The following is a 24,720-nucleotide window of genomic DNA, read 5'->3' on the forward strand; positions in this document are numbered from 1 at the left end:
CGTATCAGAGTGGACCGCCGGTGGCGGGGACGCACATGATCGTGTGCGGCGACGACGGGCTGGCGCACCGGCTGGCGGCCGAGTTGCGGACGGTCTACGGCGAGCAGGTCACCCTGGTCGTGCCGGCCGCCGAACGGGTGGCGCGGCGGCCGGTGGTCGGGCGTGCCCGGGCCTCGGCGCTGCTGGACCGGGTGTCCGACCGGGTGTCGGCGGCGGTCAACCGGGCCGCCGGGAACGGCGATTCGTCCCCTGCCTCGGGCTCGTCGAGTTCGTCAGGTTCTTCGGGTTCCTCGGGTACTTCGGGATCGTCGAGTGGCGCGGGCTCGTCGGGTTCCTCGGCCTCCTCCGGCTCGTCCCGTGGGGAGACCGGTCCTCCGACGCGCGTGCTGGAGTCCGCGGAGGCGACCGAGGCCGTGCTGTTCGAGGCCGGAGTGGAGCGGGCGGCCGCGCTCGCGCTCGTGTACGACGACGACGAGACCAACATCCGGGCCGCGCTCACGGCCCGGCGGTGCAACCCGCGGCTGCGGCTCGTCCTGCGGCTCTACAACCGGCGGTTGGGACAGCACATCGAGGAACTCCTCGACCAGGCGGCGGCGTTGGCGACCTGGACCGGCCCGGAAGGTGGGCCCGAAGGCGGGTCGGCGGGCGGGTCTGCGGGCGGACCGGCGGGTGGGCCGGCGGGTGGGCCGGGCGGCGGTGCGGACGCGGGGTTCGACGCGTCCACGACCGTCCTGTCCGACGCCGACACGGCCGCGCCCGCGCTGGCCGCCACCGCCGTCGCCGGCACCAGCAAGGTCGTGCAGACGGACGGGCTGATGCTGCGAGCGGTGGAAAAGCCACCGCTGCGGCCCGGGCAGACGGCCGATCCCGGGCTGGCCACGCTCGCGCTGCTGTCGCCGACGGAACCGTCCGCCCAGGCCGCGTCCGGCGTCCAGGAGCCACGGCTGCTGCCGGACGCGGCGGAGGTGGCGGAGGCGAGCGGGTGCGGGACCATCGTGCTGGAGCAGGTGTCCTACTCCGGGCCCTCGCTGCCCGCGGGCCGTGGGATCGTGCCGCCGCTCGCCTCGCTGTTCTCACGGCGTCTTCGGTGGTCGCTGGCGGGAATGGTGGGCTGCGTGGTGGCGCTGGCCATCGCCCTGTCGGTGGTGAGCGGGGACAACCTGCTGTACGCGACCTATCTGACGCTGCTCGACCTGTTCGCCATCAACGACCCCGCCCTCCACGAGTCCATCGGCGTCCAGGTCCTCCAACTCCTCTCCGGTCTGGTCGGGTTGCTGCTGCTGCCGGTGCTGCTGGCCGCGGTCCTGGAAGCCCTGGGCACCTTCCGGACGGCCACCGCCCTGCGCAAGCCTGCGCGCGGGCTCGGCGGGCACGTCGTGCTGCTCGGGCTCGGCAAGATCGGCACGCGTGTCCTGACGCGGCTGCGGGAACTGCACATCCCCGTGGTGTGCGTCGAGTCCGACCCCGAGGCGCGGGGCCTGGCGACGGCGCGGCGGCTCAGGGTGCCGGTGGTACTCGGGGACGTCACGCAGGAAGGCGTCCTGGAGGCCGCCAAGATCCACCGGGCGCACGCGCTGCTGGCGGTGACGAGCGCGGACACGACGAACCTGGAGGCCGCGCTGTACGCCCGGTCCGTGCGGCCCGATCTGCGGGTGGTGCTGCGGCTGTACGACGACGACTTCGCGACGGCCGTGTACCGCACCCTGCGGGCCGCGCACCCGCACGCGTCCACGCGGAGCCGCAGCGTGTCGCATCTGGCCGCGCCCGCGTTCGCCGGGGCGATGATGGGGCGCCAGATCCTGGGGGCGATTCCTGTCGAGCGGCGTGTGCTGTTGTTCGCGGCCGTGGACGTGGGCGGGCACCCGCAGTTGGAGGGGAAGACCGTGGGGCAGGCCTTCCGGGCGGGGGCCTGGCGGGTGCTGGCGCTCGACACGGGTGTCTCCGACGGTGACAGGCGGCGGGAGGAACCGGCGGCGGAGGAGGCGTACGAGGAGGCGCGGGGGTCCGGGCTGGTGTGGGATCTGCCCGACACGTATGTCCTGCGGAGCTCGGACCGGGTGGTGTTGGCGGCCACGCGGAGGGGGTTGGCGGAGTTGCTGGGGCGGCGGGGGCGGGAGCGGGCGGGGTTGTAGGCCTCCGGCGGGTGCGGGTGCGGGTGCGGGTGCGGGTGCGGGTGCGAGTGCGGGTGCGGAGGTCGGGGGCGGGAGGGTTGTCGCCCCCGCCGCCCCTACCCGTCCCATCCCTGGGGGCTGGTCGCGCAGTTCCCCGCGCCCCTGAAAACCCATCCCCCGGCCGGAGAGAATCCAGCCCCTTGGGGGCACCTCCCAGCGGTAGCTGGGGGAGTTCGAGGGCTAGCCCGGCAGGTGCCTCTCCGCGAACTCCAGTTCCAACCGCACCTGCTTGATGCGCTCGTCCACCACCAGCGAACCGTGACCCGCCTCGTACCGGTACACCTCGTGCACCGCGCCCCGCGCCTCCAGCCGCCTGACGTAGTTGTCGATCTGGCGGATGGGGCAGCGGGGGTCGTTCACGCCGGCCGAGATGTAGACCGGGGACTTCACCTGGTCCACGTACGTCAGCGGCGACGACGCCTCGAACCGCTCCGGGACCTCCTCGGGCGTGCCGCCCAGCAGCGTGCGGTCCATGGCCTTCAGGGCCTCCATCTCGTCGTGGTAGGCCGTGACGTAGTCGGCGACCGGGACCGCGGCGATGCCCAGCGTCCACGCCTCCGGCTGCGTACCGAGGCCGAGCAGGGTGAGGTAGCCGCCCCAGGAGCCGCCGGTGAGGATCAGCCGGGCGGGGTCCGCGAAGCCGGAGCCGACCGCCCACTCCCGTACCGCCGCGATGTCCTCCAGCTCGATGAGACCGACGCGGTGCTTGAGCGCGTCCGTCCAGGCGCGGCCGTAGCCGGTGGAGCCGCGGTAGTTGACGCGGATCACCGCGTACCCGTGGTCGAGCCACGCGGCGGGGCCCGCCGCGAACGCGTCACTGTCGTGCCAGGTGGGGCCGCCGTGGATGTCGAAGACCGTGGGGTACGGGCCCGACACCCCGGCCGGACGCTGGACGAGCGCGTGGACACGGCCGCCCGGGCCGTCCACCCACACGTCCTCCACCGGCAGCGAGCCCGGGCACTTCAGACCGGGCGGGTCGAGGACCACCGCACCCGACGTCGAGCGCACGACCGACGGCTCGGCGGCCGACGACCACAGGTACTCCACGCTGCCGTCCGGGCGGGCCGTCGCCCCCGACACCGTGCCCCTGGGTGTCTCCACCCGCTCCAGCACACGCGTCGCCAGTTCGTAGCGGTACAGCTCGCTGCGGGCCTCGAAGCTGTGCGCCAGCAGCAGCGCCGAACCGTCCGGGTACCACTCGGCGCTCAGATCGCCCTGAAGGTGGGCCGCCAGCCCGAGGTCGGTCTCCTCGCCCGTCTCGACGTCCCACACCAGCGGCTCCCAGCGGCCGCCCCGCTGGTGGCCGACGAGCAGCCGGGTGTCCCCCTCGACCGGCGCGAAGCCGAGCACCTCCAGGCCCAGCTCGACCGTGCCGCCCTTGGTGTCGTCGAGCTCCGCGACCGTCGTACCGTCCGGGCGGAGCACGCGCAGCGCCGAGTGCATCGCGTCGCCGTGCTCGGTGTGCTCGATCGCGATCAGCGAGCCGTCGTGCGAGAGGTCGCCGACGCCGGCCGACTCGCGGTGCCGGTAGATCACCACGGAGTCCGTGCCCGGCCGGGACAGGTGGATCGTGGAGCCGTCCTCGTCGGTCGAGCGGCCGACGACCGCCGTACGGCCGTCGCGGGCGATGGCCACCCCGGCCGGGTAGGAGGGCGCGAGGCCCGGCGCCGCCTCCTCGTCCGGCCCGCCGTGGAACGGCTGGCGGCGCCACACGCCGAACTCGTCCCCGTCCTTGTCGTCGAACCACCAGATCCACTCGCCGTCCGGCGCGAGCACGCCGTCCGTCGTGCCGTTCGCCCGGTCGGTGACCTGGCGCTGCCCGCCCGTCTCGCGGTCCCATGCGTACAGCTCGTACGTCCCCGTGGCGTTGGAGACGAACAGCGAACGGTGGGGTGCGTCCTCCGCCCAGTCCGGCAGCGACACCCTGGGCGCGCGGAAGCGCTTCTCCCAGTCGGGCATCGACCGGGTCTGCTCCTGCGGGTTGGATCCGTTGGTCTCGGTCATGGCCCCATAGTGCCCGCCCGGCCCGGACTTCCGCTGCCGAGGCCCCCAGCCTGTGGAAAACTTTTCGTCCGCGCAGGTCAGGGTCGAATGTCAGTGGGCGCGTGCACACTCGCGACATGACCTCCGACATGACCTCACCGGCGGGTGGGCCGGTGCCCGGCGTGCCGCGGACCGATCTGCGCGGGACCGTCGAGCGCTTCTGGGCCACCGCCGAGGCCCGGGACTGGACCGCGTTCGAGAGCACGCTGGCCGAGGACGTGGTGTACACGCTGCCGCAGACCCGGGAGAGAATCACCGGCCGGGACGTATACGTGCGGTTCAACCGCGAGTATCCGGGCGACTGGCACGTGCGGACCGAGCGGATCGTCTCCGAACCGGACCAGGTCGTCACGTGGATGCGTGTCACCGTCGGACCGGAGGAGATGCACGCCGTCTCGTTCTTCACGGGCGACGGATACGGGCGCATAGCCACCGTCACCGACTTCTGGCCCGAGCCGTACGAGCCCCCGGCGGGCCGGGACCACCTGACCGAGCGCTACTGACCCCGCGGCTCGGCGCCCGGTGCGCGCCCCGTACCGTTGATGGGGTGTACCGGTTCCTGCTGACGCCCCGATGGTGGGGGATCAACGTCTTCGTGCTGCTGGCCATCCCCTTCTGCCTGTTCATGGGGTCGTGGCAGCTGGGGCGGTTCGAGGAGCGCGTGGACAGCCACCGGGCGGCGGGTGAGCAGGCCGAGTCGGCGAAGCGCGAGGCGGCCCGGCCGCTGGGCGAGCTGCTTCCCGTCGACAAGGAGACGTCGGGCAGGCAGACCACGGCGACGGGCCGGTACGGCAAGCAACTGCTGGTGCCGGACCGTGAGCTGGACGACAAGCGCGGGTACTACGTGCTGACGCTGCTGCGCACCGACGACGGCAAGGCACTTCCCGTCGTAAGGGGCTGGCTGCCCGGTGACGCGGACCCGGCCAAGGCGCCCGCCGCGCCCAAGGGCGAGGTCACGGTCACGGGTGCCCTGCAGGCGTCCGAGACCCCGGGCTCGAACGGGGTGGGCACGGCTGGCGGGCTGCCCGCGGGCCAGACCGGGGCGATCAGCGCGGCCTCGCTGGTGAATCTCGTGCCGTACGACGTGTACGACGCGTGGATCACCCTCGACAAGGGCGACGCGGGTATGAAGGCCGTCCCCCCGGCCGCGGCACAGGACACGGGCCTGGACCTGAAGGCGTTCCAGAACCTCGGCTACACCGGCGAGTGGTTCGTGTTCGCGGGCTTCGTGGTCTTCATGTGGTTCCGTCTGCTGCGTCGCGAGGTGGAGTTCGTCCGGGACGCGGAGCTGGGACTCGTCGACGACGAGGAGCCGGTGCGCGAAGCCGAGCGCGCCCCGGAAACCGCCGCCTCCTAGGCGACCCGGCCCCGTCTGACGACGGGCCGCCCGGCGCGCTCACGGCGCCGGGTCCGGTCCGCTCGGCGTCCGAGCGCGCTCAGGAGCCCGACAGCAGGCCCGTGCGGTAGACCGTTCCCGCGCAGGCGTTGGGCACCGTGGTGGGGCTCGTCGCCGTGCCGGCCGCGGTCGTGTGCGAGACCACGACGCTGCCGTCGGCGACGCCGTCCTCCCTGAGGAGCTGGGGTGCCACGCCGCTGCCGCTGCCGCTGCCGCTGCTGCTGCCGTCGGTGGTGCCGCCCGAGTCGGTGGTGTTGTCCGTGGGCGACGGATCGGGCGACGGGTCCGGGTCGTTGGTGGTGGGGCACGTCTCCGAGGGCACCCAGGCGAACTTCACGACGTACGCGGCGCCCGGCTGCAGCACCATCTGGGCGGCGGACAGGGACGGGTCGGGCAGTCCGGCGACCCCGTCGCCCGCCGCGTGGTCCGCCACGAGGACCTTGGACGGGTCGGCCGCGCCCTGGGCGCTCGCAGCCACGCTTCCCGCGCCGGTGACCGTACAGCTGGTGCCGGAGACGTTGGCCACGCGAAAGCTGCCGTAGACCGTGCCGGTGGAGTCGGGGGAGGCCACGCTCGCCGAGGAACCGCCGAGCTGGGCCGCCGTACAGGCCGGGGCGCCCTCGGCCGAGGCGGTGGCCACGGGCCCGGTGGCGCCACTGGTCGCGCCCTTGTCCGTGTCGCCCTTGTGCTTGCCGCTGCCCTTGCCGGTGCCCTTGGAGGAACCCCCGGAACCGCTCGACGAGTTGGATCCGCTACTCGAACCCTTGTCCTGGGTCGCGCCGCCCTGTGCCTGTGAGCTGTTGCCCGCCATGGACGGGTCGGCGTCGGAGCCGGTGGCGTTCGACACGTGGACGAGGGCCGGGATCGCCGTGCCGATGAAGAGCGCGGCGGCGGCCATGCCGACGACGGCGTGCCGCTTGCGGGCCCGCCGGGCCGGCACCGCGCGCCGCAGATGCTCCAGGGTGCCGTCCTTGGGCTCGATCTCCTGGACGGCCTGGTGCAGCATCGTGCGCAGCGCCAGTTCGTCCGACCCGAGCCCGTCGGGACCGCCCTCGTCACCAGGGCCGCCCGAGCCGTGGGCTCCGAAGACGAGCGCCTCCAGCCTCTGGCGGCCCGGTCCCCTCTCGCCGCCCCGGCCCTCGGGACCCTGACCTTGTTCGTCGGGGCCGTGATTCACAGTTCCGTTCCCAGCGTGCGATGCGTGCTCGTCGTTCAAGTCGTGCTCGTCGTGCTCGTCGTGCCCGTCATGGTGTCCGCGCTCGTCGTGCCTGCTCATGCCGGTGCCTCCATGGCGACCCTGAGGGCCGCTATGCCGCGCGAGCCGTACGCCTTGACCGATCCCAGAGATATGCCGAGTGCCTCGGCGACCTGCGCCTCGGTCATGTCCGCGAAGTAGCGCAGGACCAGGACCTCGCGCTGTCGCCGCTGGAGTCCCTTCATCGCCTTGATCAGCGAGTCGCGCTCCAGCTGGTCGTACGCGCCCTCCTCCGCGCTCGCCATGTCCGGCATCGGCTTGGACAGCAGCTTCAGACCGAGGATGCGGCGGCGCAGGGCCGAGCGGGACAGGTTGACGACCGTCTGGCGCAGGTACGCCAGCGTCTTCTCCGGGTCGCGCACCCTCTTGCGCGCGGAGTGCACGCGGATGAACGCCTCCTGGACGACGTCCTCGCAGGAGGCGGTGTCGTCGAGGAGGAGCGCCGCGAGACCGAGCAGCGACCGGTAGTGGGCGCGGTAGGTCTCGGTGAGGTGGTCGACGGTCGTACCCGCCGCCGTGCTCTCCTCGGCGCCGTCGCGCTGGTTCGGTATGCGGGTGGACCGCGCTGCGGGCATGGGGGCGATCACCGGCATGCCGCCGGGCGCGCCGGACATGCGGGGACGGCGGGGTGGACGAAGGGCGGTGCCCCTCGCCTGTACCGCGGTGAAGTCGAGTACCTCTGCCACGCTTGTTGGACCCGTGTCCCCCCCTTGAGGTTGTACGCGACGCGCGTCACTTTTACGTCGGGCCGTGCCCCCGCCCACGCGTCCGACAGTCTGGCCGACGGTCTGTCCGTCGGCGCACCGGACGACGTGTCACATGCCCACATGCGTACCAGCTCTTCCCTTATGCCCGTATGTAAAGACGTTCGCCCCCCCGAAGGGCGTTCGCAAAGACGCTCCCCGCCCCCCGCGCGGTTGCGGAGGACGGGGAGAGAAATCGTCGAACGTCTGAGCGTTTGAATCAAGTGGTCCGGACCATTGCCTTGGCCACGGAATCCCCATAGATCCTACGGTGGCGCTCCACTGGGTTGGCGGGTATATCCCGTCTGCCGGGTTCTGTACGTGGTTATCTGCGGGTTCGTCGTGGCTAGGCGCGCAGCTCCGCCGCCACCAGTTCCGCGATCTGGGCCGTGTTCAAGGCGGCGCCCTTGCGCAAGTTGTCGCCGCAGACGAACAGTTCGAGGGCTGTGGGGTCGTCGAGGGCGCGGCGTACGCGGCCCACCCAGGTGGGGTCGGTGCCCACGGCGTCGGCGGGTGTCGGGAACTCGCCGGCGGCCGGGTTGTCGAAGAGGACGACGCCCGGGGCTGTGGCGAGGATCTCACGCGCCTTGTCGACGGTGACCTCGCCCTCGAAGCGGGCGTGGACCGTCAACGAGTGCGTCGTCACCACTGGCACCCGCACACACGTCACGGCGACCGGCAGCTCGGGGAGCCCGAGGATCTTGCGGGACTCGTCCCGTACCTTCATCTCCTCCGAGGACCAGCCGTCCTCACGGAGCGAGCCGGCCCAGGGGACGACGTTCAGCGCGACCGGCTCCGGGAAGGGCCCGGTGTCGTCGCCCACGGCCCGCCGTACGTCACCGGGGTGCGTCCCCAGTTCCGTACCGGAGACCAGCGACAGCTGCCGGCGCAGGGTCTCGACGCCCGCGCGTCCGGCACCGCTGACCGCCTGGTACGAGGAGACGACCAGCTCGCGCAGCCCGAACTCGGCGTGCAGCGCTCCCAGCGCGACGATCATCGACAAGGTCGTGCAGTTGGGGTTGGCGATGATCCCGCGCGGGCGGCGACGGGCGCAGTGCGGATTGACCTCCGGCACCACCAGCGGCACCTCCGGGTCCATCCGGAACGCGCCCGAGTTGTCCACGACGACCGCGCCCTTGGCCGCGGCGAGCGGCGCCCACCGCGCGGAGACCTCGTCGGGTACGTCGAACATGGCGACGTCGACCCCGTCGAAGGCCTCCTCCGTCAGGGCCAGAACCTCGACCTCCTCGCCGCGCACGGCCAGCTTGCGGCCGGCGGAGCGCGGCGAGGCGATCAGACGGATCTCACCCCAGATGTCCGCGTGCTGGGACAGGATCTGGAGCAGGACGGTGCCGACGGCACCGGTCGCTCCCACGACCGCGAGGGTCGGCCTGCCGGTGCGGCCGGCATCGTCGGTCATCAGCGGCCGGTGCCTCCGTAGACGACGGCCTCGTCGCTCTCCGAGTCCAGTCCGAAGGCGCTGTGCACGGCGCGCACGGCCTCGGTGACGTCGTCGGCGCGGGTGACCACCGAGATGCGGATCTCGGAGGTCGAGATCAGCTCGATGTTCACGCCGGCGTCGGACAGCGCCTCGAAGAAGGAGGCCGTGACGCCCGGGTTGGTCTTCATGCCGGCGCCGACCAGGGAGATCTTGCCGATCTGGTCGTCGTAGCGCAGCGAGTCGAACCCGATGGTGCTCTTGGCCCGCTCCAGGGAGTCGATCGCCTTGTGGCCGTCGGTCTTCGGCAGCGTGAAGGAGATGTCCGTCAGGCCCGTCGAGGCGGCCGACACGTTCTGCACGACCATGTCGATGTTGAGCTCGGCGTTGGCGATGGCGCGGAAGATCGCGGCGGCCTCGCCCGGCTTGTCCGGAACACCGACGACCGTGACCTTGGCCTCGGAGGTGTCGTGCGCGACACCGGAGATGATGGCCTGCTCCACCTTCTGTTCCCCTTGCTGCTGCGTCTTCTGTACGGGTGGCTCACTGCTGACCCACGTGCCCTGCAGTCCGCTGAAGGACGAGCGGACGTGGATCGGGATGTTGTAGCGGCGGGCGTACTCCACGCAGCGGTGGAGCAGCACCTTGGAGCCGGACGCCGCCAGCTCCAGCATGTCCTCGAAGGAGATCCAGTCGATCTTCTGGGCCTTCTTCACGACCCGCGGGTCGGCGGTGAACACACCGTCGACGTCCGTGTAGATCTCGCAGACCTCGGCGTCGAGGGCCGCGGCCAGCGCGACGGCGGTCGTGTCCGAGCCACCGCGGCCGAGGGTCGTGATGTCCTTCTTGTCCTGGCTGACGCCCTGGAACCCGGCGACGATCGCGATGTTGCCCTCGTCCAGCGCGGTCCGGATGCGGCCCGGCGTGACGTCGATGATCCGGGCTTTGTTGTGGACCGAGTCGGTGATGACGCCTGCCTGGCTGCCGGTGAAGGACTGGGCCTCGTGGCCCAGCTTTTTGATCGCCATCGCCAGCAGGGCCATGGAGATCCGCTCTCCGGCGGTCAGCAGCATGTCGAACTCACGCCCGGCCGGCATCGGAGATACCTGCTCGGCGAGATCGATCAGCTCGTCCGTCGTGTCGCCCATCGCGGAAACGACCACGACCACCTGGTGGCCGTTCTTCTTCGCTTCCACGATTCGCTTGGCGACGCGCTTGATGCCCTCGGCATCGGCTACGGAGGAGCCTCCGTACTTCTGCACGACAAGGCCCACGTGCGCTCCTCGCTCAGTCCGTCTCGGTCCGCCCATACGCGAGTACGGCGGTCGGCTCAGTCTATCGAGCGGCCGAATATCCCCTCCGGGGTATCGCATGGTGAGATGTCCCGCTCACGCCGTGATGACCCCGGATTTCTCCCGGCGTCCGCTCCGCGTCCGCCGGTTTTCATGCGGAGAGCTCCGGCCGCTCCGCACCGGTACCTGCCCAGGACCGTGCGGGCCACTCAAGAAAGTGCCCCGTGTCACACCCAGGCCTCCCGGCGGCCGATGAGGCAGAGGCCGAGCACACGATCGAGCTCGCGACGGGGCACACAATGAGGCGGCCAATGAGGCACAACTTTCAAGCATTAGTGTTCGTTCCGTGCGCGTACTCCTGGTGGAAGACGACGAGCCGGTCGCCCAGTCCCTCCGGCGCGGTCTGCTGAGATACGGCTTCGAGGTGGAGTGGGTGTCGACGGGCGCGGCGGCCCTGGCCCACGAGAGCCCCTACGACGTCGTCCTCCTGGACCTCGGCCTGCCCGACACCGACGGTCTGGACGTCTGCAAGGCGCTCCGCGCCCGCGGCGACGTCCCGATCATCGTGATCAGCGCCCGCAGCGACGAGACGGACCGGGTGGTCGGCCTGGAGCTGGGCGCCGACGACTACGTGTCCAAACCGTTCGGCGTGCGCGAGGTCATAGCCCGCATACGGGCGGTCATGCGACGCGTGCGGGCGCACGCCTCCGAGACCGCCCCCGCCGCGGGCCCCGACCGCTACGGGCCCCGCCTGACCGTCGACCGCAAGGCGGTCCGCGTCCACCTCGACGGGGAGGAGGTCGCCCTCGCGCCCAAGGAGTACGACCTGCTCGCCTTCCTCACCGAGGAGCCGGGCGCGCTGATGTCGCGCGAGCAGATCATGGAGGCGGTCTGGGACGCGAACTGGTTCGGGCCGACGAAGACGCTCGACGTGCACGTGGCCGCGCTGCGGCGGAAGCTGGCGGGCGCGATCACCATCGAGGCCGTACGGGGCGTCGGGTTCCGGCTGATCGTCAACGAGGGTGACGGCAGCCCGTCATGATCCGTCAGCTCATCCGCAGTTACGTCCTGCTCGTCGCGGTCGCCATCGCCCTGTTCACCGTCCCGGTGGCCTTCACGCTCACCGACCAGCTGCGGGGCGACACCGGGACCTCGGTCAAGCGCGAGGCGACGACCATGGCGCGGCTGCTGGGCGCCGGGAACGCCGACGCGTGCAGGGCGCTGCGGGAGATGGCCGACGCGTCCGAGGGCACGGTCCAGGTGACGCCGACGGACGACTGCGCGCCGGACCTTCCGCGCCCCTCCGGGGACGCCGCCCTGACCGGGGCCCTGGAGAAGGGCGAGACCACGACCGACTGGGGCTCGCGCTTCATCTGGGGCAAGAACCTCGTGGTCACCGTCCCCGCGCACGAGAGGGCTACGGCGGGGAACGAGAAGGGAAAGGGAAACGACGACGAGGGGCCGGCCGTCGGAGCCGTACGGATCGTCTACTCCACCCAGGAGATGACCAACCGGCTGTGGCTGATCTGGGGCTTCCGGGCGATCCTCGCGGTGCTCGTCCTGGCCGTGGCCGCCGTGATCGGCGCCGGGGTGGCCCGCCGGCTGACCCGGCCGCTGCGTCAGCTCAACGACATGGCGAGCAAGTTCAGCGACGGTGACCTGACGGCCCGTTCCCCCGTCACCGGCCCCCAGGAGACACAGACCCTGGCGCGCACGCTCAACCAGGGTGCGGAGCGCCTCGACACCCTGATCGCGGCACAGCGTATCTTCGTCGCGGACGCCTCCCACCAGCTCCGCACCCCGCTCACGGCCCTGCGGCTCTCCCTGGACAACATCGCGGACGGTGTCGACGACGAGTACGTCAAGGAGGACGTCGAGCAGGCGACGGCCGAGGTCGTCCGCATGAGCCGGCTGGTCAACGACCTGCTGGTGCTGGCGCGGGCGGAGGCCAAGGTGGCGGCGGTGGAGCCGCTCCCCCTCCGGGACGTGATCGAGGAACGGCTCGCGGTGTGGAGGCCGGCCGCCGACGAGCGCGGAGTCACCGTCACGCTCAGGGGGAGTGCCGACGGCCGGCTGCTTGTGCTGGCCAGCCCCGGCCATCTGGACCAGGTCCTGGACAACGTGCTGTCGAACGCCCTGGAGGTCTCACCGGACGGCGGGACGATCACCGTCGAGGTCGAGTCCCGGGGCGACGAGGTGGTGCTGTCGGTGCTGGACGAGGGGCCCGGCATGTCGGATGCCGAGAAGTCCCGCGCCTTCGACCGCTTCTGGCGCGGTCAGGGCCTCACCGGACGGACCGGCTCCGGCCTCGGTCTCGCCGTCGTCCGACAGCTGGTGTCCGACGACGGCGGAACGGTCGCACTGCGCGACGCGCCCGGCGGCGGGCTGTGCGTGACGCTCAACCTGCGGGGCGCGCCGCGGGGGTCTCACCGGACCGACTGACGATCAGCCTTCCGGCATCTTCGAGGAGTGGTGGTTGACGATCAGCCACGTCCCGTTCCGCTTCTCGTACTCGTACGTGTAGCGCGCCTTGACCACGCTCTTCTCACCGGACTTGGGGTCGGTGAGCGTGAACTGGTACACGCCGGTGTCGATGGCGGAGTTGCCGTCGAGGACGTTGACGTGCGTCTCGACCTTCTTGCCGACCGGCTTGTTGGCGAGGAAGTGCTCGAAGTAGTCGACGATGCCGGCGCGGTCGGTGCGGACCTTGTTGGACACGGTGGGCAGGAGCACCGCGTCCTTCGCGTACAGGTCCGCGACCTTGTCGGGGTCGCCGGTCTGCAGGGCCGCGTTCCAGTTGTCGAACAGCTTGGTGACCTGCGCCTTGGTGGGTCCGGCGTGCGCGACCTTGTCCTGGTCGGCCACACTGACGCCGACGGTCACCGTGGCGGCGGTGGCGACGGCAGCGGCGGTGACGAGTGCGGCGCGTATACGGGTCTTACGGGTCATCGCGAACTCCGGTGCGGTCTGGTGAGGTTGCTCGGATTGCTCCCTCCGCGGCCTTCGTTCGTTCTCCGCGGTGGAAGTGACTCCAGACTCGCCTGGGGCCGGTTAGGGCCCGTGCAACGGACGTACAGGGCACGTCCAGGGTGTCCCCAATGCACGTACGGTGACCGTCACATCACTCGTCTCACACGGTCGTTGTGGGTCCCTCAGCCCAACCACGCCTTGAGGGGCTCGGTGCCCGGCGTGATGTTCACGGGGTCGGGGAGCTTGACGGTGGCGCCGAAGGGGAGCTTCTCCTCGTGCCGGTGCCGGCCGTCCTCCGGCTTACCAGTACGTCCTCGTGACCCACCGCATGGAGTTGTCCTCCACGGTGATGTGCTCCTTGATCCAGCGCAGGTGGCCGGCGAGGGTGAGGGCGCCCAAGGAGCCGCGCGTGGCCTGCCGGCCGTAGTGCGGGTGCTCAGAGGAGGCGTGCGTACCGTCACGTACATCGGGATCCCCGCGCTGGACGGGAACACGTGGCCGCTGCGGTGGTACAGCGAGCCGACACCGACGGCGCCGTACGTCGATCCGGTGGCGCTGCTCGGAGTCGCGGGGGATTGATCACGTCCGCTCGGCCGGGCAGGATCCCGAGTCGTGACGGACGAGTGGGTGGGCCAACTGCTGCTGGCCGTGATCGTGTTGCTCGGATCCTCCGTGCAGTGGCTCACCGGCATGGGCTTCGCCCTCGTCGCCGTGCCCGCTCTCGTGCTCGTGCTGGGTCCGGCCGAGGGGGTCGTGCTCGCCAACTGTGCCGCCGGGGTCATCAGTGTCGTGGGGCTGACCGACGGGTGGCGGAGGGTGCGGCTCGGCGCCATGGTGCCGTTGTGCGTCGCGGCCGTGTGCACGGTGCCGGTGGGGACCTGGGTGGCGCGGCGGCTGTCCGAGCCCGCACTGATGGCCACGATGGGGGTCCTGGTCACCGCGGCCGTCGTGCTGGTGATGCGGGGTGCGCGGGTGCGGGCCCTGCGCGGGGGCGGCGGGGCCCTCGTCGCCGGAGGTGTCGGCGGGTTCATGAACTCCGCCGCCGGACTCGGTGGGCCACCCGTGTCGCTGTATGCCCTCAACGCGGACTGGACCGTGCGGGAGTTCGTGCCGAACGCCCAGTTCTACGGGGTCGTCGTCAACGCCGTGTCCATCGCGTCGAACGGGCTCCCCGACCTCGCCGCGCCCGTCTGGGGGCTCGCCGCCGGTGCGATGGCCGTGGGTGCCCTGGTCGGGAGGGCTCTCGCGGGGCGCGTACCGGAGGAGCGCGTGCGGCTCCTGGTTCTGCTGCTCGCGCTCGGCGGGGGCCTGAGCGCTCTGGGCAAAGGGCTGTGGGAGCTGTGGATGTGAGCCTCGACCGCGTGCGCGACGCCATCGAGGCCGCACTCCCTTCAGGTACCCGGCCTGATCATGAAGCCCGAGCCGGAGTCGCAGCCGGACCACCGGAGGCTACTTGACCTTGCGCAGCCCCAGCGGCCCCGCGATCTCCTCCGCCATCACCCGGCCGGCCTCGAACTCGAGCGTCTCGTCGCCCATGCTCGCCTGGTCGGTGTCCAGGCCGTCCAGCTCCGCGAGCGGCTGGTTCAGGCGTACGTGGGCCAGCAGGGACTGGAGGGCGCGGAGTGTGGCCGACGCCGTGGAGCCCCAGTTGGAGAAGTACGAGAACTGCCACCACCACAGCGCCTCCGTGGTGCGGCCCGCGCGGTAGTGGGACATGCCGTGGCGGAGGTCGGTGATGACGTCGGTGAGGTCGTCGGAGATACGGGCCGGAACCGGGGCCTTCCGGGGCTCGTAGGGGTCGAAGACCTCGGAGTAGACGTCGATCGGGTCCAGCAGCCGCGCCAGGTTCTCGCGGAGCTCGTCCACGTCCGCCTCCGGGCCCATGTCCGGCTCGTACCGCTCCTCCGGCACGAAGTCCTCGTGCGCGCCGAGACGGCCGCCGGCCAGCATGAGCTGCGAGACCTCCAGGAGGAGGAAGGGGATCGCCGATTCCGGCTCGTCGCCCTTCGCCACCTCCGTGACGGCGACGAGGAAGCTCTCTACCTGGTCCGCGATCTGGACCGCGAAATCGTCGGGGTCCTGGTTGGTCGCGTGCAGCGTGGCGTCAGACATCTAGGAGTCGTCTCCCCTCGAAGGCGCGGCCGAGAGTCACCTCGTCCGCGTATTCCAGGTCGCCGCCCACCGGGAGGCCGCTGGCCAGGCGGGTGACCTTGAGGCCCATGGGTTTGATCATGCGGGCGAGGTACGTGGCGGTCGCCTCGCCCTCCAGGTTCGGGTCCGTGGCCAGGATGAGCTCCGTGACCGTACCGTCCGCCAGGCGGGCCAGCAGCTCCCTGATCCTCAGGTCGTCCGGACCGACTCCCTCGATCGGGCTGATCGCTCCGCCGAGCACGTGGTAGCGGCCGCGGAACTCACGGGTGCGCTCGATCGCGACCACGTCCTTCGGCTCCTCCACCACGCAGATCACCGCGGGGTCGCGGCGCGCGTCGCGACAGATGCCGCACAGCTCCTCCTGCGCCACGTTCCCGCAGGTCGCGCAGAAGCGGACCTTGGCCTTGACCTCCATGAGGGCCTGCGCGAGGCGGCGTACGTCGGTCGGCTCGGCCTGGAGGATGTGGAAGGCGATCCGCTGCGCGCTCTTGGGACCGACGCCGGGGAGCCTCCCCAGTTCGTCGATGAGGTCCTGGACCACGCCTTCGTACACGGACTGCCCGCCCTTCGTGGAGTCTTTCAGTTCGTACGGTAGTTGGCCCTCGCCCGTCTGAGAAAGGCAGGTCGGGGATCGCGTCGAGGGCGCCCGGGAGCGCCGGTGCCGGACGGCGCTCCCAAGAACGGTCGTCCTGTCAGAACAGCTCCGTCAGAACGGCAGGCCGGGGATGCCGCTGCCGCCCAGGCCCTGGGCGAGAGGGCCCAGCTTCTGCTGCTGGAGCGCCTGCGCGTTCTCGTTGGCCGCCTGGACCGCCGCGACGACCAGGTCCGCGAGGGTCTCGGTGTCCTCCGGGTCGACGGCCTTCGGGTCGATGACCAGGCCGCGCAGCTCGCCGGAGCCGGTGACCGTGGCCTTCACCAGGCCGCCGCCCGCCTGGCCGTCCACCTCGGTCCTGGCGAGCTCCTCCTGCGCGTTCGCCAGGTCCTGCTGCATCTTCTGGGCCTGCTGAAGCAGCTGCTGCATGTTGGGCTGGCCACCACCGGGGATCACGATCAGCTCCCTTTGCGGGTTCTCTGCTACGGGTTGCACGTTGCGGGTTCTACCGGTCCTGCTACGGGTTGCGGGGCCCTTTCGGGCCGTTTCCCGCCTGGCACGAGCCTACGTGGTCTGCGTGGCCGTCGCCCAAGCACTCTTTCGAGTGACGCGTACGGGATCCGATACCTGATCAAGGGCCTCGTCCGGGCGGAAAAACGACGAAAGCGCCGCCTTTGCCGTCCGTGGGGCGCTAGGAACGGAGCGTTACGCCCCGTCGGCCGTGTGCCGACGTCGTCAGCAGTAGTGCAGCAGTAGGGAGTGCCGGGTGAGCCAGCCGGAGATGCAGCCCGAGGGAGCGTCCCAGGAGGGGCGGGGCGACGGGCGGGGCGATGGCGCGGGGCTGTGGGCGGGGGGTCGTGATCTGACCGGGAGGCCGTTCCCCACGGGTGACTGGGGGGAGCCCGCGGAGCGGCTGGAGGAGCTGTACCGGTGGGTCGAGCGGGGTGCGCTGGAGACGGTGACGTGGTACCTCGCGGACCGGGTGTGGAAGCGGCGGGCGGCGCGGGTGCTGCGAGTGGGGGCCGCGTGCGGGGCGGTCGCGGGTGCGGCGCTGCCGCTGCTCGATCTGACCGGGGTGATCGGCGGGGTGGTCCCCTGGGGCTATCTGTCGCTGCTGCTGTGCGCCGCGTGCGTGGCCGGGGACCGGTTCTTCGGGGTCACGTCCGGCTGGATACGGGATGTCGCCACGGCTCAGGCCGTGGTGCGCCGGCTTCAGGCGCTGCAGTTCGACTGGGCGGCCGAGAGCGTGCGGGAGGTGCTGGGACCCACGGAGGGGACGGCGAGCGAGGCGGCGGAGCGGTGTCTGGGGGTGCTGCGGAGGTTCTCCGAGGACGTCACGGAGCTGGTGCGGGTCGAGACGGCGGACTGGATGATCGAGTTCCGGACGGGGGCCGCGCCGTTGGGGATCCAGACGGCGGGTGTGGGTGTGGGCCGGGCCGAGGCGTCCCCGAACGGCCGTCTCCCCATGCCGCCGGCGGCACGCCCGAACATGCCGCGGCAGCGGCCGCCGGAGGCGCGGTGACGGGGGTGGGTGCGTGCGGGGATGGGTGCGTGCGGGGGGGGTGGGTGCGTGCGGGGGTGGGTGGCTGCGTGCCGGGGTGGTGCGTGCCGGGGTGGTGCGTGCCGGGGTGGTGCGTGCTGGGGGTGGGTGGGCTGGTGCGGGTTGGGGGTGGCTGGTCGCGCAGTTCCCCGCGCCCCTGAAAGCCGTGCGGTTCCCCGCGGCCCGCGCCCCTATGAACCGCGCGGTCCGGGGTCGTCGACCAGTCCGGCTCGGCTCGCTACGAGGGCCGCCTGGACTCGGGTCCGGACGTCCAGCTTGGTGAGGACGCTCTGGACGTGGGTTTTGACCGTGCTCTCCTCGATGTGCAGCCTTCGGGCGATCTGCGTGTTGCTCATCGCCTGCCCGAGGAGGGCGAGTACGTCGCGTTCCCGGGGAGTCAGGCCGTCGGGCAGGGACACGGGATCGGAGGCGTCGTTCGCCACCCGGGTGATCAGTCTGCGGGTGGGGCCCGGCGAGACGAAGCCCTCCCCTCGGGCGACCGCCCGGATGCCCTCCAGGAGGGTGGTGGCCGGGTCGTGCTTGAGGACGAAGCCGGCGGCGCCCGCGCGGAGGACGCCGAAGAGGTACTCGTCGAGATCGAAGGTCGTCAGCGCCAGGACGGCCGGGGCATCCGGCCGATTCGTGATCTGGCGTGTGGCGGTCACGCCGTCCGTGTGCGGCATCCGGATGTCCATGACCACGACATCCGGGCGGAGGCGGGCGGCCAGTTCCACCGCGAGGTGTCCGTCGGCGGCTTCGCCGACCACTTCCAGGTCGGGTTCGACATCGATCATGATGCGCATGCTGGTGCGCACCATGTCCTGGTCGTCGGCGAGGAGTATCGAGACTGTCACATGGTCCTCTCGGGCAGGGGCAGTGTCGCCTCGACGGTCCAGCCCCCTTCCGGGCGGGCTCCCGCGGTGGCACTGCCGCCGCACAGTGCCGCGCGTTCGCGCATCCCGATGATTCCATGGCCCGGCGGCTCGGCCGGTCCCCCGTGCGGACCCCCGTGCGTTCCTTCGTCATCGACACGGAGGTACACACCGTCCTGCTGGTAGTCGATCGTGACGGTCGCGTGCGGCGGCCGGGCATGGCGGCTCACATTGGCGAGGGCCTCCTGGAGGACTCGGTAGGCGGTCAGGTCCAGCATGCTCGGCAGCGGCACCGCGGTTCCCTTGATGACGACGTCCACCTCGGCGCCGGTCCGGCGGGCGAGGTCGGCGAGTTCCCCCACGTTCCGCAGCGAGGGTGGGGCCGCGGTGTCCGCGCCCCCTCGGTCGCTGCGCAGGGTGCCCAGCATGCTGCGCAACTCGCCGAGTGCGGTGTCGATCTCCCTTCCGATCTCGTCGAGGACCTTGCTCTCAGAAGTCGCGGGAAGGCTGCGGACATGGCCGGCCGCGGTGATCCGCATGGCCACCGCGCTCAGTCTGTTGGCGACGACGTCGTGCAACTCGCGGGCGAGGCGGAGCCGTTCGTCGTGTGCGGCGGCGTGTGCGTCCAGTTCCCGCAGCCGCTCTGCCTGCGCGGCCTGCGCGGTGGCCAGTTGGACCCGGCCCCGTACGGCGTCGGCGGCGGCGCACAGGACGAGCGGGACGAATGTGGAGGTCATGGCGCCGAAGAGGACCATCGCCAACGGGGTGTCGCTTTCGTCGAACAGCCAGATGTTCTGCAGTGCTTCCAGAGCGACACAGGCGCCGAGCACGGCGATGGCGATGAGCCGCATCCTGCTGGTGCCCTCGGCGACCTGACTGAACGCCACCACCCACACGGCGGCCTGCGCCATGGTGGGCAGCAGCCCCGGCTCGGGAAGGGAGACGTACCCCACCCACGCGACCAGGTACCCCAGACCGGCCACCGCGAGAGCCGCCACGGGACGCGTACGGCGCCACGTCACGGACACACCCAGTGCGGCCCCGGCGACGACGATGACGACCGGCCAGTACGCCGTGAACCCCAGCCAGTAGACGTCGCCCAGGTCGATCGCCGCCGCCACGGCCACCAGCGCGGCCACCGTCACACGGTGCGAACGGGACGCGTCGGCCATACGGCGGTCCACGGCTGCGGGCGGACTGCTCGACGTGTGGGGCATGAGGGCTCTTTCGTTACGGCGCCCCTGACGGGACGTTGCTGTCGTGGGGATGCCGGCCCGTCGACTCCCGTTGCTGCCGTGCCACGGCCTCGTCGGCGCGCCTGCGGTCCCGGCGGCGGAACGGCGCCTCGACCGCGGCCTTCCACACCAGCTCGAACGGCCCCTGCGGGAAACGCCGTAGCCAGACGGACGCGGCGAGCATCAGTATCCCGCTGATCACCGCCCAGGCGACGATCGTTCCGACACTGTCCAACGGGCCCAGGCGGAGACCCCACGCGTTGAAGGCGACCATGGCGATGACGTTCTGCAGCATGTAGCAGGACAGAGCGGTCCGGCCCACCGCGGCCAGTTGGCGGGAGAGGAAACCCTTTCCGCCGCCGCGCCGCAACAGGACAAGGACGAGTCCCAGATATCCGAAGGCCACGATCGGGGCGACGGTGTACCGGGACAGGGACTCGAGGACCACGGAGCCGGGCAGCCCGAAATAGGTCCACAGCATCAGCGGCACGCCCACGCCCAAGCCGCCCACGGCCAACCAGTTGCTGAGCCGTTTGGCGCGCTCGTCCGCCTTGAACAGCCCCGCGCGCCACAGCAGGGCCCCCATGATGAACAGGAAGGCCGACAGCGGGGGAGCGATCTGGAATGCCTCGAACCGCAGCTCCCAGAAATTGCCGACCCGGTACGCGACCTCATCGACATAGGTGAGGGGCTGGGACCAGGATTCGCCACCCCCGACACCGGCGGGGAGTTCCGCCGGCAAGCGTTCCTCGGACACGGGGAGGGGGGCCAACGACGCCCTCACATCGCGGATCTGCATGTACAGATGGAACGCTGCGGCCAGTACCGCGGCGAGGACCAGCCAGCGGGTCCGCAGCCTGAGGAGAGGAGCGACCACTATCGCCACCAGCGCGTAGCCCATGAGGATGTCGAATTCCACGACCAGCGCGAAGTGCAGGAAGCCGTCCGCCAGGAGCAGCAGCGAACGCCACTCGTAGCGCCATGGCCACCGATGTCCGTGGCGGAGCGCCGATTCGAACTGTATGGCCATTCCCACGCCGAAGAGAATCGACAGGAGGGAAAGGAACTTCCCGTTGGAAAGCATGGTCGAGACATCGGATATGCCCGTTTGCCAGGCTTCCCCGAACAGGCCGGTCCAGGCTTCACCTCTGATCTCCGACGAGCCCCACGACTGGGAAGCGAAGATCCAGATGTTCGTCAGCAACGTACCAATGATCGCTGTTCCACGGAGCACGTCCAAGGAGTGAACACGCCCGGCTGAATTGGCCTTTCGCATGTCCGGAGGCTAGGGCGACCGAGCCGTCGGGCGCCTCGGCAGAAAGAGCGGAACATTCCTCATCACTTTGGGGGAGGATCTCTCAGGTCTGCGGTGCCGGGAACGCCACCGGGCCGCGCAGCCCCGACCGGTTCACCGCTCGTACGCCGAAGAAGACGTTGTCCTTGGACAGATCGACCTCGTACGACGTGACGTCGCCCGCCGCGACCACATGCGTCCACTCGGGCGCCGTCGTCTCGCGCCAGACGATCTCGTACCCCGCGAGATCGGGCTCGGTGCCCCGGCTCCAGGTCAGCTGCGTGGCATTCGTGAGAGTGGACGTGACGATCCTGGCGTCACGCGGGACCCCGGGGGCCTGCGCCAGCGTCCACAGGGCGGCCGCGTTCACCCTGGCGACGCGCGCGGTGAAGGCGAAGTCGCAGAACTCCGGGAGGTCGCCGTACTGCTTGCCGCCCTCCACTCGCACGTCCTGGTGCTGGTGGGCGAAGTCCTCCGCGGGTTCCGTGAAGCGGGCCGCGGGATAGGCCCGTTCGAGGAAGGGGATGTGGTCGCCGCCCCGGCGGTAGCGGTCACGGCGGTAGATCACACGGACGTTCATGCCCGTCGCGTCGTTGTCCGCCACGTCCCGGACGAAGCGGGCCAGTTGGCGGGACGGGGAGTCGTTCTCGCCGCCCACCGAGCGGCGGACGGCCGCCTCCTCCGGGGTCTCGGACGACGGCACACCCTCCGCGAAGAGGCGGATCGTGTACGGGTCGCGCGTCCCGTCGTCCGCCGTCGAGCTGCCCACGATGTCGTTGGTGAACATGCCCTGGACGTCCGTACCGGCCGCCTTGTACTGCTGCGCCATGTACGCCGCCCCGTACAGCCCCTGCTCCTCCCCCGCCACCGCCGCGAACACGATCGTCGAGGCCGGCCGGCGCCGCGCCATCACCCGGGCCAGCTCCATGGCGACGGCCACCCCGGAGGCGTCGTCGTCCGCGCCCGGCGCGTCGGAGGTGGCGTCCATGACGTCCGACGCCCGCGAGTCGTAGTGCCCCGACACGACGTACACCCTCTCCGGGGTCACCGAACCCCGCAGCGTCGCGACCACGTTGGTGATGCGGGTCGCCACCGGGATACGGCTCGCCGGCTCCTGGACGTACGACTGGAGGTCCACCGTCATCCGGCCGCCCGAGGCCGCCGCGTACGACCGCATCTCGGCCGCGATCCAGTCGCGTGCCGCGCCGATGCCGCGCTCGGGGTCGTCCTGCGTCGACAGGGTGTGGCGGGTACCGAAGGAGACCAGCTTGCGGACCGTCGCCTCGATGCGGTCGGGGTCGATCTCCCGTAAGAGGGCGCGGAGTTCGCCGGAAGGGCGTTGGGCGGTGGCCGGTGGGCGGTCCGTGTTCGCGTCCGCTGTCCTCGCTGCCGCGGAGGCGGAGGCGGAGGCGGATGCGGTCGCGGATGCGGCCGTGGTCGCCGTGGTCGTCACCCCCGCGGCGGCGGTGGCCGTCAGAACCGTTCTCCTGCTGGGGCGCATGCGTCCTCCGCGAGCAGCCGGGGCGTGCCAACGGTGCCATGGTTGTGGACGCGTCCAGCCGGAGCAAGAGTGCCTCAAGTGGCCTGCGGTGCAGGGGACTTCAGCCCGCCTTCGCGTACGTCAGCGCGTCCCCCGAGTCCGAGTTCACGCGGCGCAGACGGCCGTCGGGGCGGATCGTGACCTCGGAGGCGGCGCCCGGGGAACAGGTGGTCGCCGGGCCGACCGTGACGGTGGAGGGGCCGATCTCCAGAGGGCCGCCGCCGCTCGGGGCCGACGCCAGTTCGGCCTCGAACACGCAGTGGTACGTGCCGCTCCCGGCCGGCCCGTCCGCCGTGAGGGAGAGGACCCTGTCGCCGACCTCGCCCTGCCGGATGACCAGGCGGCGTGTGTGGTGCCCGCCGGCGTTGTCGATGGCCGCGTCCCAGGTGCCGAGGTACTCGGCCGGGACCGTGCCGTCCTCGGGGCCCGGGGTGGTGGGGTTCCCGCCGGCCGGTGAGGTCGAGGGCCCGGACGTGCCCGGGCCTGGGGTGGTGGGCGCGCTCGTCGTCGGGGACGCCTTGTCGTCGTCCTTCTGGCCGGAGCCGCCCTTCATCAGCGCGTACACCGAACCGCCGGCCCCGAGCGCGACGACCAGCGCGACCGCGACGAGCGCCGCCGTGGAGCGGCCGTCTCTGCGCGGGGGCCCAGGCTGCGGGAGGGTGCCACCCGGCCCGTACGGCCCGTACGGAGGAGTCGGCCCGAGCGGGCCCGCCGGGGGGCCGTAGGGCGGGGTCGACCCCATGGCGGGTGCGTACGGACCGTAGCCGCCGTGTTGCGGGGACTGCTGGGGATAGCCGTACGCGGAGGGTTGCGGGTGCTGCTGGGGGTAGCCGTACGCGGCGGGCGGCAGCGCCGGCGGGGGCGTCTGGCCGGGGCCCGCGACCTGGGTGGGCAGCCGGTCCAGTCCGCCCGCGCCGGGCTGCCCGGGCGGGGGCGGGGCCGGGGCGTGTTCGGGGGACGCCTCCGGGGATGCGGCGGAGGCGTGCTCCGGGGATGAGGCGGGGGCTTCGGGGGCGGCGGGTGCTGCCTCTCCTGTCGCCGCTGCCCGGCCCGTGTCCGGCCGGCCCGTGTCCGGCTGTCCCGTGCCCGGTCCGGCGGGCTCCTCCGGGTTCTCCGTGTCCAGCAACCGCACCGCGTGCCGCCCGAGTTGGGCGACCAGGGCGCTCGGCAGCCACGGGTCCCGGGAGCGGCCGGCCAGGACCGTGTCCTCGGCGCCCGTGCGCGCCAGGATCCGGTCGAGCGTGGGCCGGGCCGCGGGGTCCTTGCGCAGACAGTCCCGTACGAGGTCGGCGAGCCCCTCCGGCAGGTCCGACAGGTCGGGCTCCTCCTGCGCGATGCGGAACATCAGCGCGTGCACACCGGAGGTGGCGGCCCCGAAGGGGAGGGCGCCGGTCGCGGCGTACGCGAGGACGGAGCCCAGGCAGAAGACGTCGCACGCGGGGGTGATCCGGTCCCCGCGCACCTGCTCGGGCGCCATGAACCCCGGTGACCCGACGAGCGCGCCCGTCCGTGTCAGCCCGCCGTCGGTGACGGTCTCCAGGGCGCGGGCGATCCCGAAGTCGATGACCCGGGGCCCGTCGATGGTCACCAGCACGTTGGACGGCTTGAGGTCGCGGTGGACGATCCCGGCCGCGTGGATGTCCTTGAGCGCGTGGGCGAGCCCGGCGGCGAGGATCCGCACGGAACGCTCGGGCAGGGCACCGTGGTCGTGCCCGACGACGGTCTGCAGGCTCGGCCCGGCGACGTACCCGGTGGCCACCCAGGGAATGGCGGCCTCGGTGTCCGCGTCGAGAACCGGGGCCGTCCAGTACCCGCCGACCCGCCGCGCGGCCTCGACCTCCTGCCGGAACCGGGCCCGGAACTCCTCCTGTTCGGCGAGTTCCTGCCGGACCAGCTTCACGGCGACGGTACGTCCGCGGTCGGACCGGGCCAGGTACACGTGGCCCATCCCGCCCGCGCCCAGCCGCGCTAGCAGCCGGTACGCACCGATCCGTTGCGGTTCCCCGGCGCCGAGCTTCTCCATCGCCGCGCCACCTTCCCCCCGAGCATGTGCAACAGACCGAGGATAGTGCGGCGGTCCGGGGAGATGAGGTGGGTGGTTTCGACGGTTTCGTAACAGCCGGGGACGGGGCCGGCGCCTGGCCCCCTCCCGACGTCACTTCACCTTCGCGGCGGCGTCACTTCACCT

22 protein-coding genes are annotated in these 24,720 nt (G+C 71.6%); 8 read left to right on the forward strand and 14 right to left on the reverse strand.

All coding sequences use genetic code 11. From position 1 onward, the window contains the following. The first annotated feature begins 35 nt into the window (after positions 1 to 35). Positions 36 to 2,132, forward strand: a complete 2,097-nt coding sequence (locus tag AB0959_RS10345) for an NAD-binding protein (RefSeq protein ID WP_366825982.1) — start codon at positions 36 to 38, stop codon at positions 2,130 to 2,132. A 219-nt stretch (positions 2,133 to 2,351) separates the two neighbouring features. Here AB0959_RS10345 and AB0959_RS10350 read toward each other — a convergent pair whose 3' ends face one another. Next, on the reverse strand, positions 2,352 to 4,175 hold the full coding sequence (locus AB0959_RS10350; RefSeq protein WP_366825904.1) for a prolyl oligopeptidase family serine peptidase: 1,824 nt from the start codon (positions 4,173 to 4,175) through the stop codon (positions 2,352 to 2,354). A gap of 116 nt (positions 4,176 to 4,291) precedes the next feature. On the opposite strand from AB0959_RS10350, the gene AB0959_RS10355 reads away from it, so the two are divergent. Beyond that, the gene (locus AB0959_RS10355; protein ID WP_366825905.1) at positions 4,292 to 4,717 is read left to right on the forward strand and encodes a nuclear transport factor 2 family protein; all 426 of its coding nucleotides are present in this window, start codon (positions 4,292 to 4,294) and stop codon (positions 4,715 to 4,717) included. Positions 4,718 to 4,761: 44 nt separating this feature from the next. Then, entirely contained in the window at positions 4,762 to 5,571 is an 810-nt protein-coding gene (locus AB0959_RS10360; RefSeq protein WP_366825906.1) for an SURF1 family protein, read from the forward strand. A 79-nt stretch (positions 5,572 to 5,650) separates the two neighbouring features. Here the strand turns inward: AB0959_RS10360 and AB0959_RS10365 are convergent, their stop codons facing one another. From AB0959_RS10365 to AB0959_RS10380, 4 genes are all read right to left on the reverse strand, one after another. Then, positions 5,651 to 6,886 carry a hypothetical protein gene (locus AB0959_RS10365; RefSeq protein WP_366825907.1) on the reverse strand — a complete coding sequence of 412 codons (1,236 nt, stop codon included), beginning with the start codon at positions 6,884 to 6,886 and terminating at the stop codon, positions 5,651 to 5,653. Further along, positions 6,883 to 7,479 (reverse strand): SigE family RNA polymerase sigma factor, encoded by a 597-nt coding sequence (locus AB0959_RS10370; protein ID WP_366825908.1) that lies wholly within the window; start codon positions 7,477 to 7,479, stop codon positions 6,883 to 6,885. Before AB0959_RS10370 ends, AB0959_RS10365 begins: the two co-directional genes overlap by 4 nt. Before the next feature lie 475 nt (positions 7,480 to 7,954). After that, complete coding sequence (locus tag AB0959_RS10375) at positions 7,955 to 9,028, reverse strand: aspartate-semialdehyde dehydrogenase (protein ID WP_366825909.1); 1,074 nt, start codon at positions 9,026 to 9,028, stop codon at positions 7,955 to 7,957. Continuing rightward, positions 9,028 to 10,320: an aspartate kinase gene (locus AB0959_RS10380; RefSeq protein ID WP_366825910.1), complete on the reverse strand. Its 1,293-nt coding sequence runs from the start codon at positions 10,318 to 10,320 to the stop codon at positions 9,028 to 9,030. The genes AB0959_RS10375 and AB0959_RS10380 overlap by 1 nt, the downstream gene beginning before the upstream one ends. 364 nt (positions 10,321 to 10,684) lie before the next feature. Between AB0959_RS10380 and AB0959_RS10385 the strand changes: the two genes are divergently transcribed. Further along, positions 10,685 to 11,380, forward strand: a complete 696-nt coding sequence (locus tag AB0959_RS10385; protein ID WP_366825911.1) for a response regulator transcription factor — start codon at positions 10,685 to 10,687, stop codon at positions 11,378 to 11,380. Then, positions 11,377 to 12,780, forward strand: a complete 1,404-nt coding sequence (locus AB0959_RS10390) for a HAMP domain-containing sensor histidine kinase (RefSeq protein WP_366825912.1) — start codon at positions 11,377 to 11,379, stop codon at positions 12,778 to 12,780. Before AB0959_RS10385 ends, AB0959_RS10390 begins: the two co-directional genes overlap by 4 nt. A 3-nt stretch (positions 12,781 to 12,783) precedes the next feature. Here AB0959_RS10390 and AB0959_RS10395 read toward each other — a convergent pair whose 3' ends face one another. Continuing rightward, positions 12,784 to 13,287, reverse strand: a complete 504-nt coding sequence (locus AB0959_RS10395) for an SgcJ/EcaC family oxidoreductase (RefSeq protein WP_366825913.1) — start codon at positions 13,285 to 13,287, stop codon at positions 12,784 to 12,786. Positions 13,288 to 13,755: 468 nt separating this feature from the next. Here AB0959_RS10395 and AB0959_RS10400 point away from each other — a divergent pair, with 468 nt between their 5' ends. Together AB0959_RS10400 and AB0959_RS10405 are read left to right on the forward strand one after the other, a co-directional pair. Continuing rightward, positions 13,756 to 13,887 (forward strand): hypothetical protein, encoded by a 132-nt coding sequence (locus AB0959_RS10400; protein ID WP_366825914.1) that lies wholly within the window; start codon positions 13,756 to 13,758, stop codon positions 13,885 to 13,887. Positions 13,888 to 13,920: 33 nt separating this feature from the next. Then, on the forward strand, positions 13,921 to 14,658 hold the full coding sequence (locus AB0959_RS10405; protein WP_366825915.1) for a sulfite exporter TauE/SafE family protein: 738 nt from the start codon (positions 13,921 to 13,923) through the stop codon (positions 14,656 to 14,658). A 99-nt stretch (positions 14,659 to 14,757) separates the two neighbouring features. On the opposite strand, the gene AB0959_RS10410 is transcribed toward AB0959_RS10405, so the two are convergent. The 3 genes from AB0959_RS10410 to AB0959_RS10420 form a co-directional block, all read right to left on the reverse strand. Then, entirely contained in the window at positions 14,758 to 15,420 is a 663-nt protein-coding gene (locus AB0959_RS10410) for a DUF5063 domain-containing protein (protein WP_366825916.1), read from the reverse strand. Beyond that, on the reverse strand, positions 15,413 to 16,012 hold the full coding sequence (gene recR / locus AB0959_RS10415; RefSeq protein WP_131563726.1) for a recombination mediator RecR: 600 nt from the start codon (positions 16,010 to 16,012) through the stop codon (positions 15,413 to 15,415). The genes AB0959_RS10410 and recR overlap by 8 nt, the downstream gene beginning before the upstream one ends. A 153-nt stretch (positions 16,013 to 16,165) precedes the next feature. Beyond that, positions 16,166 to 16,507 carry a YbaB/EbfC family nucleoid-associated protein gene (locus tag AB0959_RS10420; protein ID WP_322723206.1) on the reverse strand — a complete coding sequence of 114 codons (342 nt, stop codon included), beginning with the start codon at positions 16,505 to 16,507 and terminating at the stop codon, positions 16,166 to 16,168. 310 nt (positions 16,508 to 16,817) lie between these two features. Between AB0959_RS10420 and AB0959_RS10425 the strand changes: the two genes are divergently transcribed. Continuing rightward, positions 16,818 to 17,573 (forward strand): SLATT domain-containing protein, encoded by a 756-nt coding sequence (locus AB0959_RS10425; protein ID WP_366825917.1) that lies wholly within the window; start codon positions 16,818 to 16,820, stop codon positions 17,571 to 17,573. Positions 17,574 to 17,782: 209 nt separating this feature from the next. Here AB0959_RS10425 and AB0959_RS10430 read toward each other — a convergent pair whose 3' ends face one another. The 5 genes from AB0959_RS10430 to AB0959_RS10450 form a co-directional block, all read right to left on the reverse strand. Further along, complete coding sequence (locus tag AB0959_RS10430; RefSeq protein ID WP_366825918.1) at positions 17,783 to 18,445, reverse strand: response regulator transcription factor; 663 nt, start codon at positions 18,443 to 18,445, stop codon at positions 17,783 to 17,785. Beyond that, positions 18,442 to 19,680, reverse strand: a complete 1,239-nt coding sequence (locus tag AB0959_RS10435; RefSeq protein WP_366825919.1) for a histidine kinase — start codon at positions 19,678 to 19,680, stop codon at positions 18,442 to 18,444. Before AB0959_RS10435 ends, AB0959_RS10430 begins: the two co-directional genes overlap by 4 nt. A gap of 13 nt (positions 19,681 to 19,693) precedes the next feature. Continuing rightward, on the reverse strand, positions 19,694 to 20,728 hold the full coding sequence (locus AB0959_RS10440) for a DUF418 domain-containing protein (RefSeq protein WP_366825983.1): 1,035 nt from the start codon (positions 20,726 to 20,728) through the stop codon (positions 19,694 to 19,696). 328 nt (positions 20,729 to 21,056) lie between these two features. Further along, the gene (locus AB0959_RS10445) at positions 21,057 to 22,493 is read right to left on the reverse strand and encodes a M28 family metallopeptidase (protein ID WP_366825920.1); all 1,437 of its coding nucleotides are present in this window, start codon (positions 22,491 to 22,493) and stop codon (positions 21,057 to 21,059) included. A gap of 100 nt (positions 22,494 to 22,593) precedes the next feature. Then, entirely contained in the window at positions 22,594 to 24,555 is a 1,962-nt protein-coding gene (locus AB0959_RS10450; RefSeq protein WP_366825921.1) for a protein kinase, read from the reverse strand. Positions 24,556 to 24,720 lie beyond the last annotated feature (165 nt).

The organism is Streptomyces sp. NPDC046862, from assembly GCF_040704615.1.
Taxonomy (GTDB): Bacteria; Actinomycetota; Actinomycetes; order Streptomycetales; family Streptomycetaceae; genus Streptomyces.

What these genes read in the sequence shown, in the direction of transcription:
- AB0959_RS10345 (WP_366825982.1), top strand. Translation starts at nt 36, where the DNA reads ATGATCGTGTGCGGCGACGACGGGCTGGCGCACCGGCTGGCGGCCGAG.
- AB0959_RS10350 (WP_366825904.1), bottom strand. Translation starts at nt 4,175, where the DNA reads ATGACCGAGACCAACGGATCCAACCCGCAGGAGCAGACCCGGTCGATG.
- AB0959_RS10355 (WP_366825905.1), top strand. Translation starts at nt 4,292, where the DNA reads ATGACCTCCGACATGACCTCACCGGCGGGTGGGCCGGTGCCCGGCGTG.
- AB0959_RS10365 (WP_366825907.1), bottom strand. Translation starts at nt 6,886, where the DNA reads ATGAGCAGGCACGACGAGCGCGGACACCATGACGGGCACGACGAGCAC.
- AB0959_RS10370 (WP_366825908.1), bottom strand. Translation starts at nt 7,479, where the DNA reads ATGTCCGGCGCGCCCGGCGGCATGCCGGTGATCGCCCCCATGCCCGCA.
- AB0959_RS10375 (WP_366825909.1), bottom strand. Translation starts at nt 9,028, where the DNA reads ATGACCGACGATGCCGGCCGCACCGGCAGGCCGACCCTCGCGGTCGTG.
- AB0959_RS10390 (WP_366825912.1), top strand. Translation starts at nt 11,377, where the DNA reads ATGATCCGTCAGCTCATCCGCAGTTACGTCCTGCTCGTCGCGGTCGCC.
- AB0959_RS10395 (WP_366825913.1), bottom strand. Translation starts at nt 13,287, where the DNA reads ATGACCCGTAAGACCCGTATACGCGCCGCACTCGTCACCGCCGCTGCC.
- AB0959_RS10410 (WP_366825916.1), bottom strand. Translation starts at nt 15,420, where the DNA reads ATGTCTGACGCCACGCTGCACGCGACCAACCAGGACCCCGACGATTTC.
- AB0959_RS10435 (WP_366825919.1), bottom strand. Translation starts at nt 19,680, where the DNA reads ATGCCCCACACGTCGAGCAGTCCGCCCGCAGCCGTGGACCGCCGTATG.
- AB0959_RS10440 (WP_366825983.1), bottom strand. Translation starts at nt 20,728, where the DNA reads ATGGCCATACAGTTCGAATCGGCGCTCCGCCACGGACATCGGTGGCCA.
- AB0959_RS10445 (WP_366825920.1), bottom strand. Translation starts at nt 22,493, where the DNA reads ATGCGCCCCAGCAGGAGAACGGTTCTGACGGCCACCGCCGCCGCGGGG.
- AB0959_RS10450 (WP_366825921.1), bottom strand. Translation starts at nt 24,555, where the DNA reads ATGGAGAAGCTCGGCGCCGGGGAACCGCAACGGATCGGTGCGTACCGG.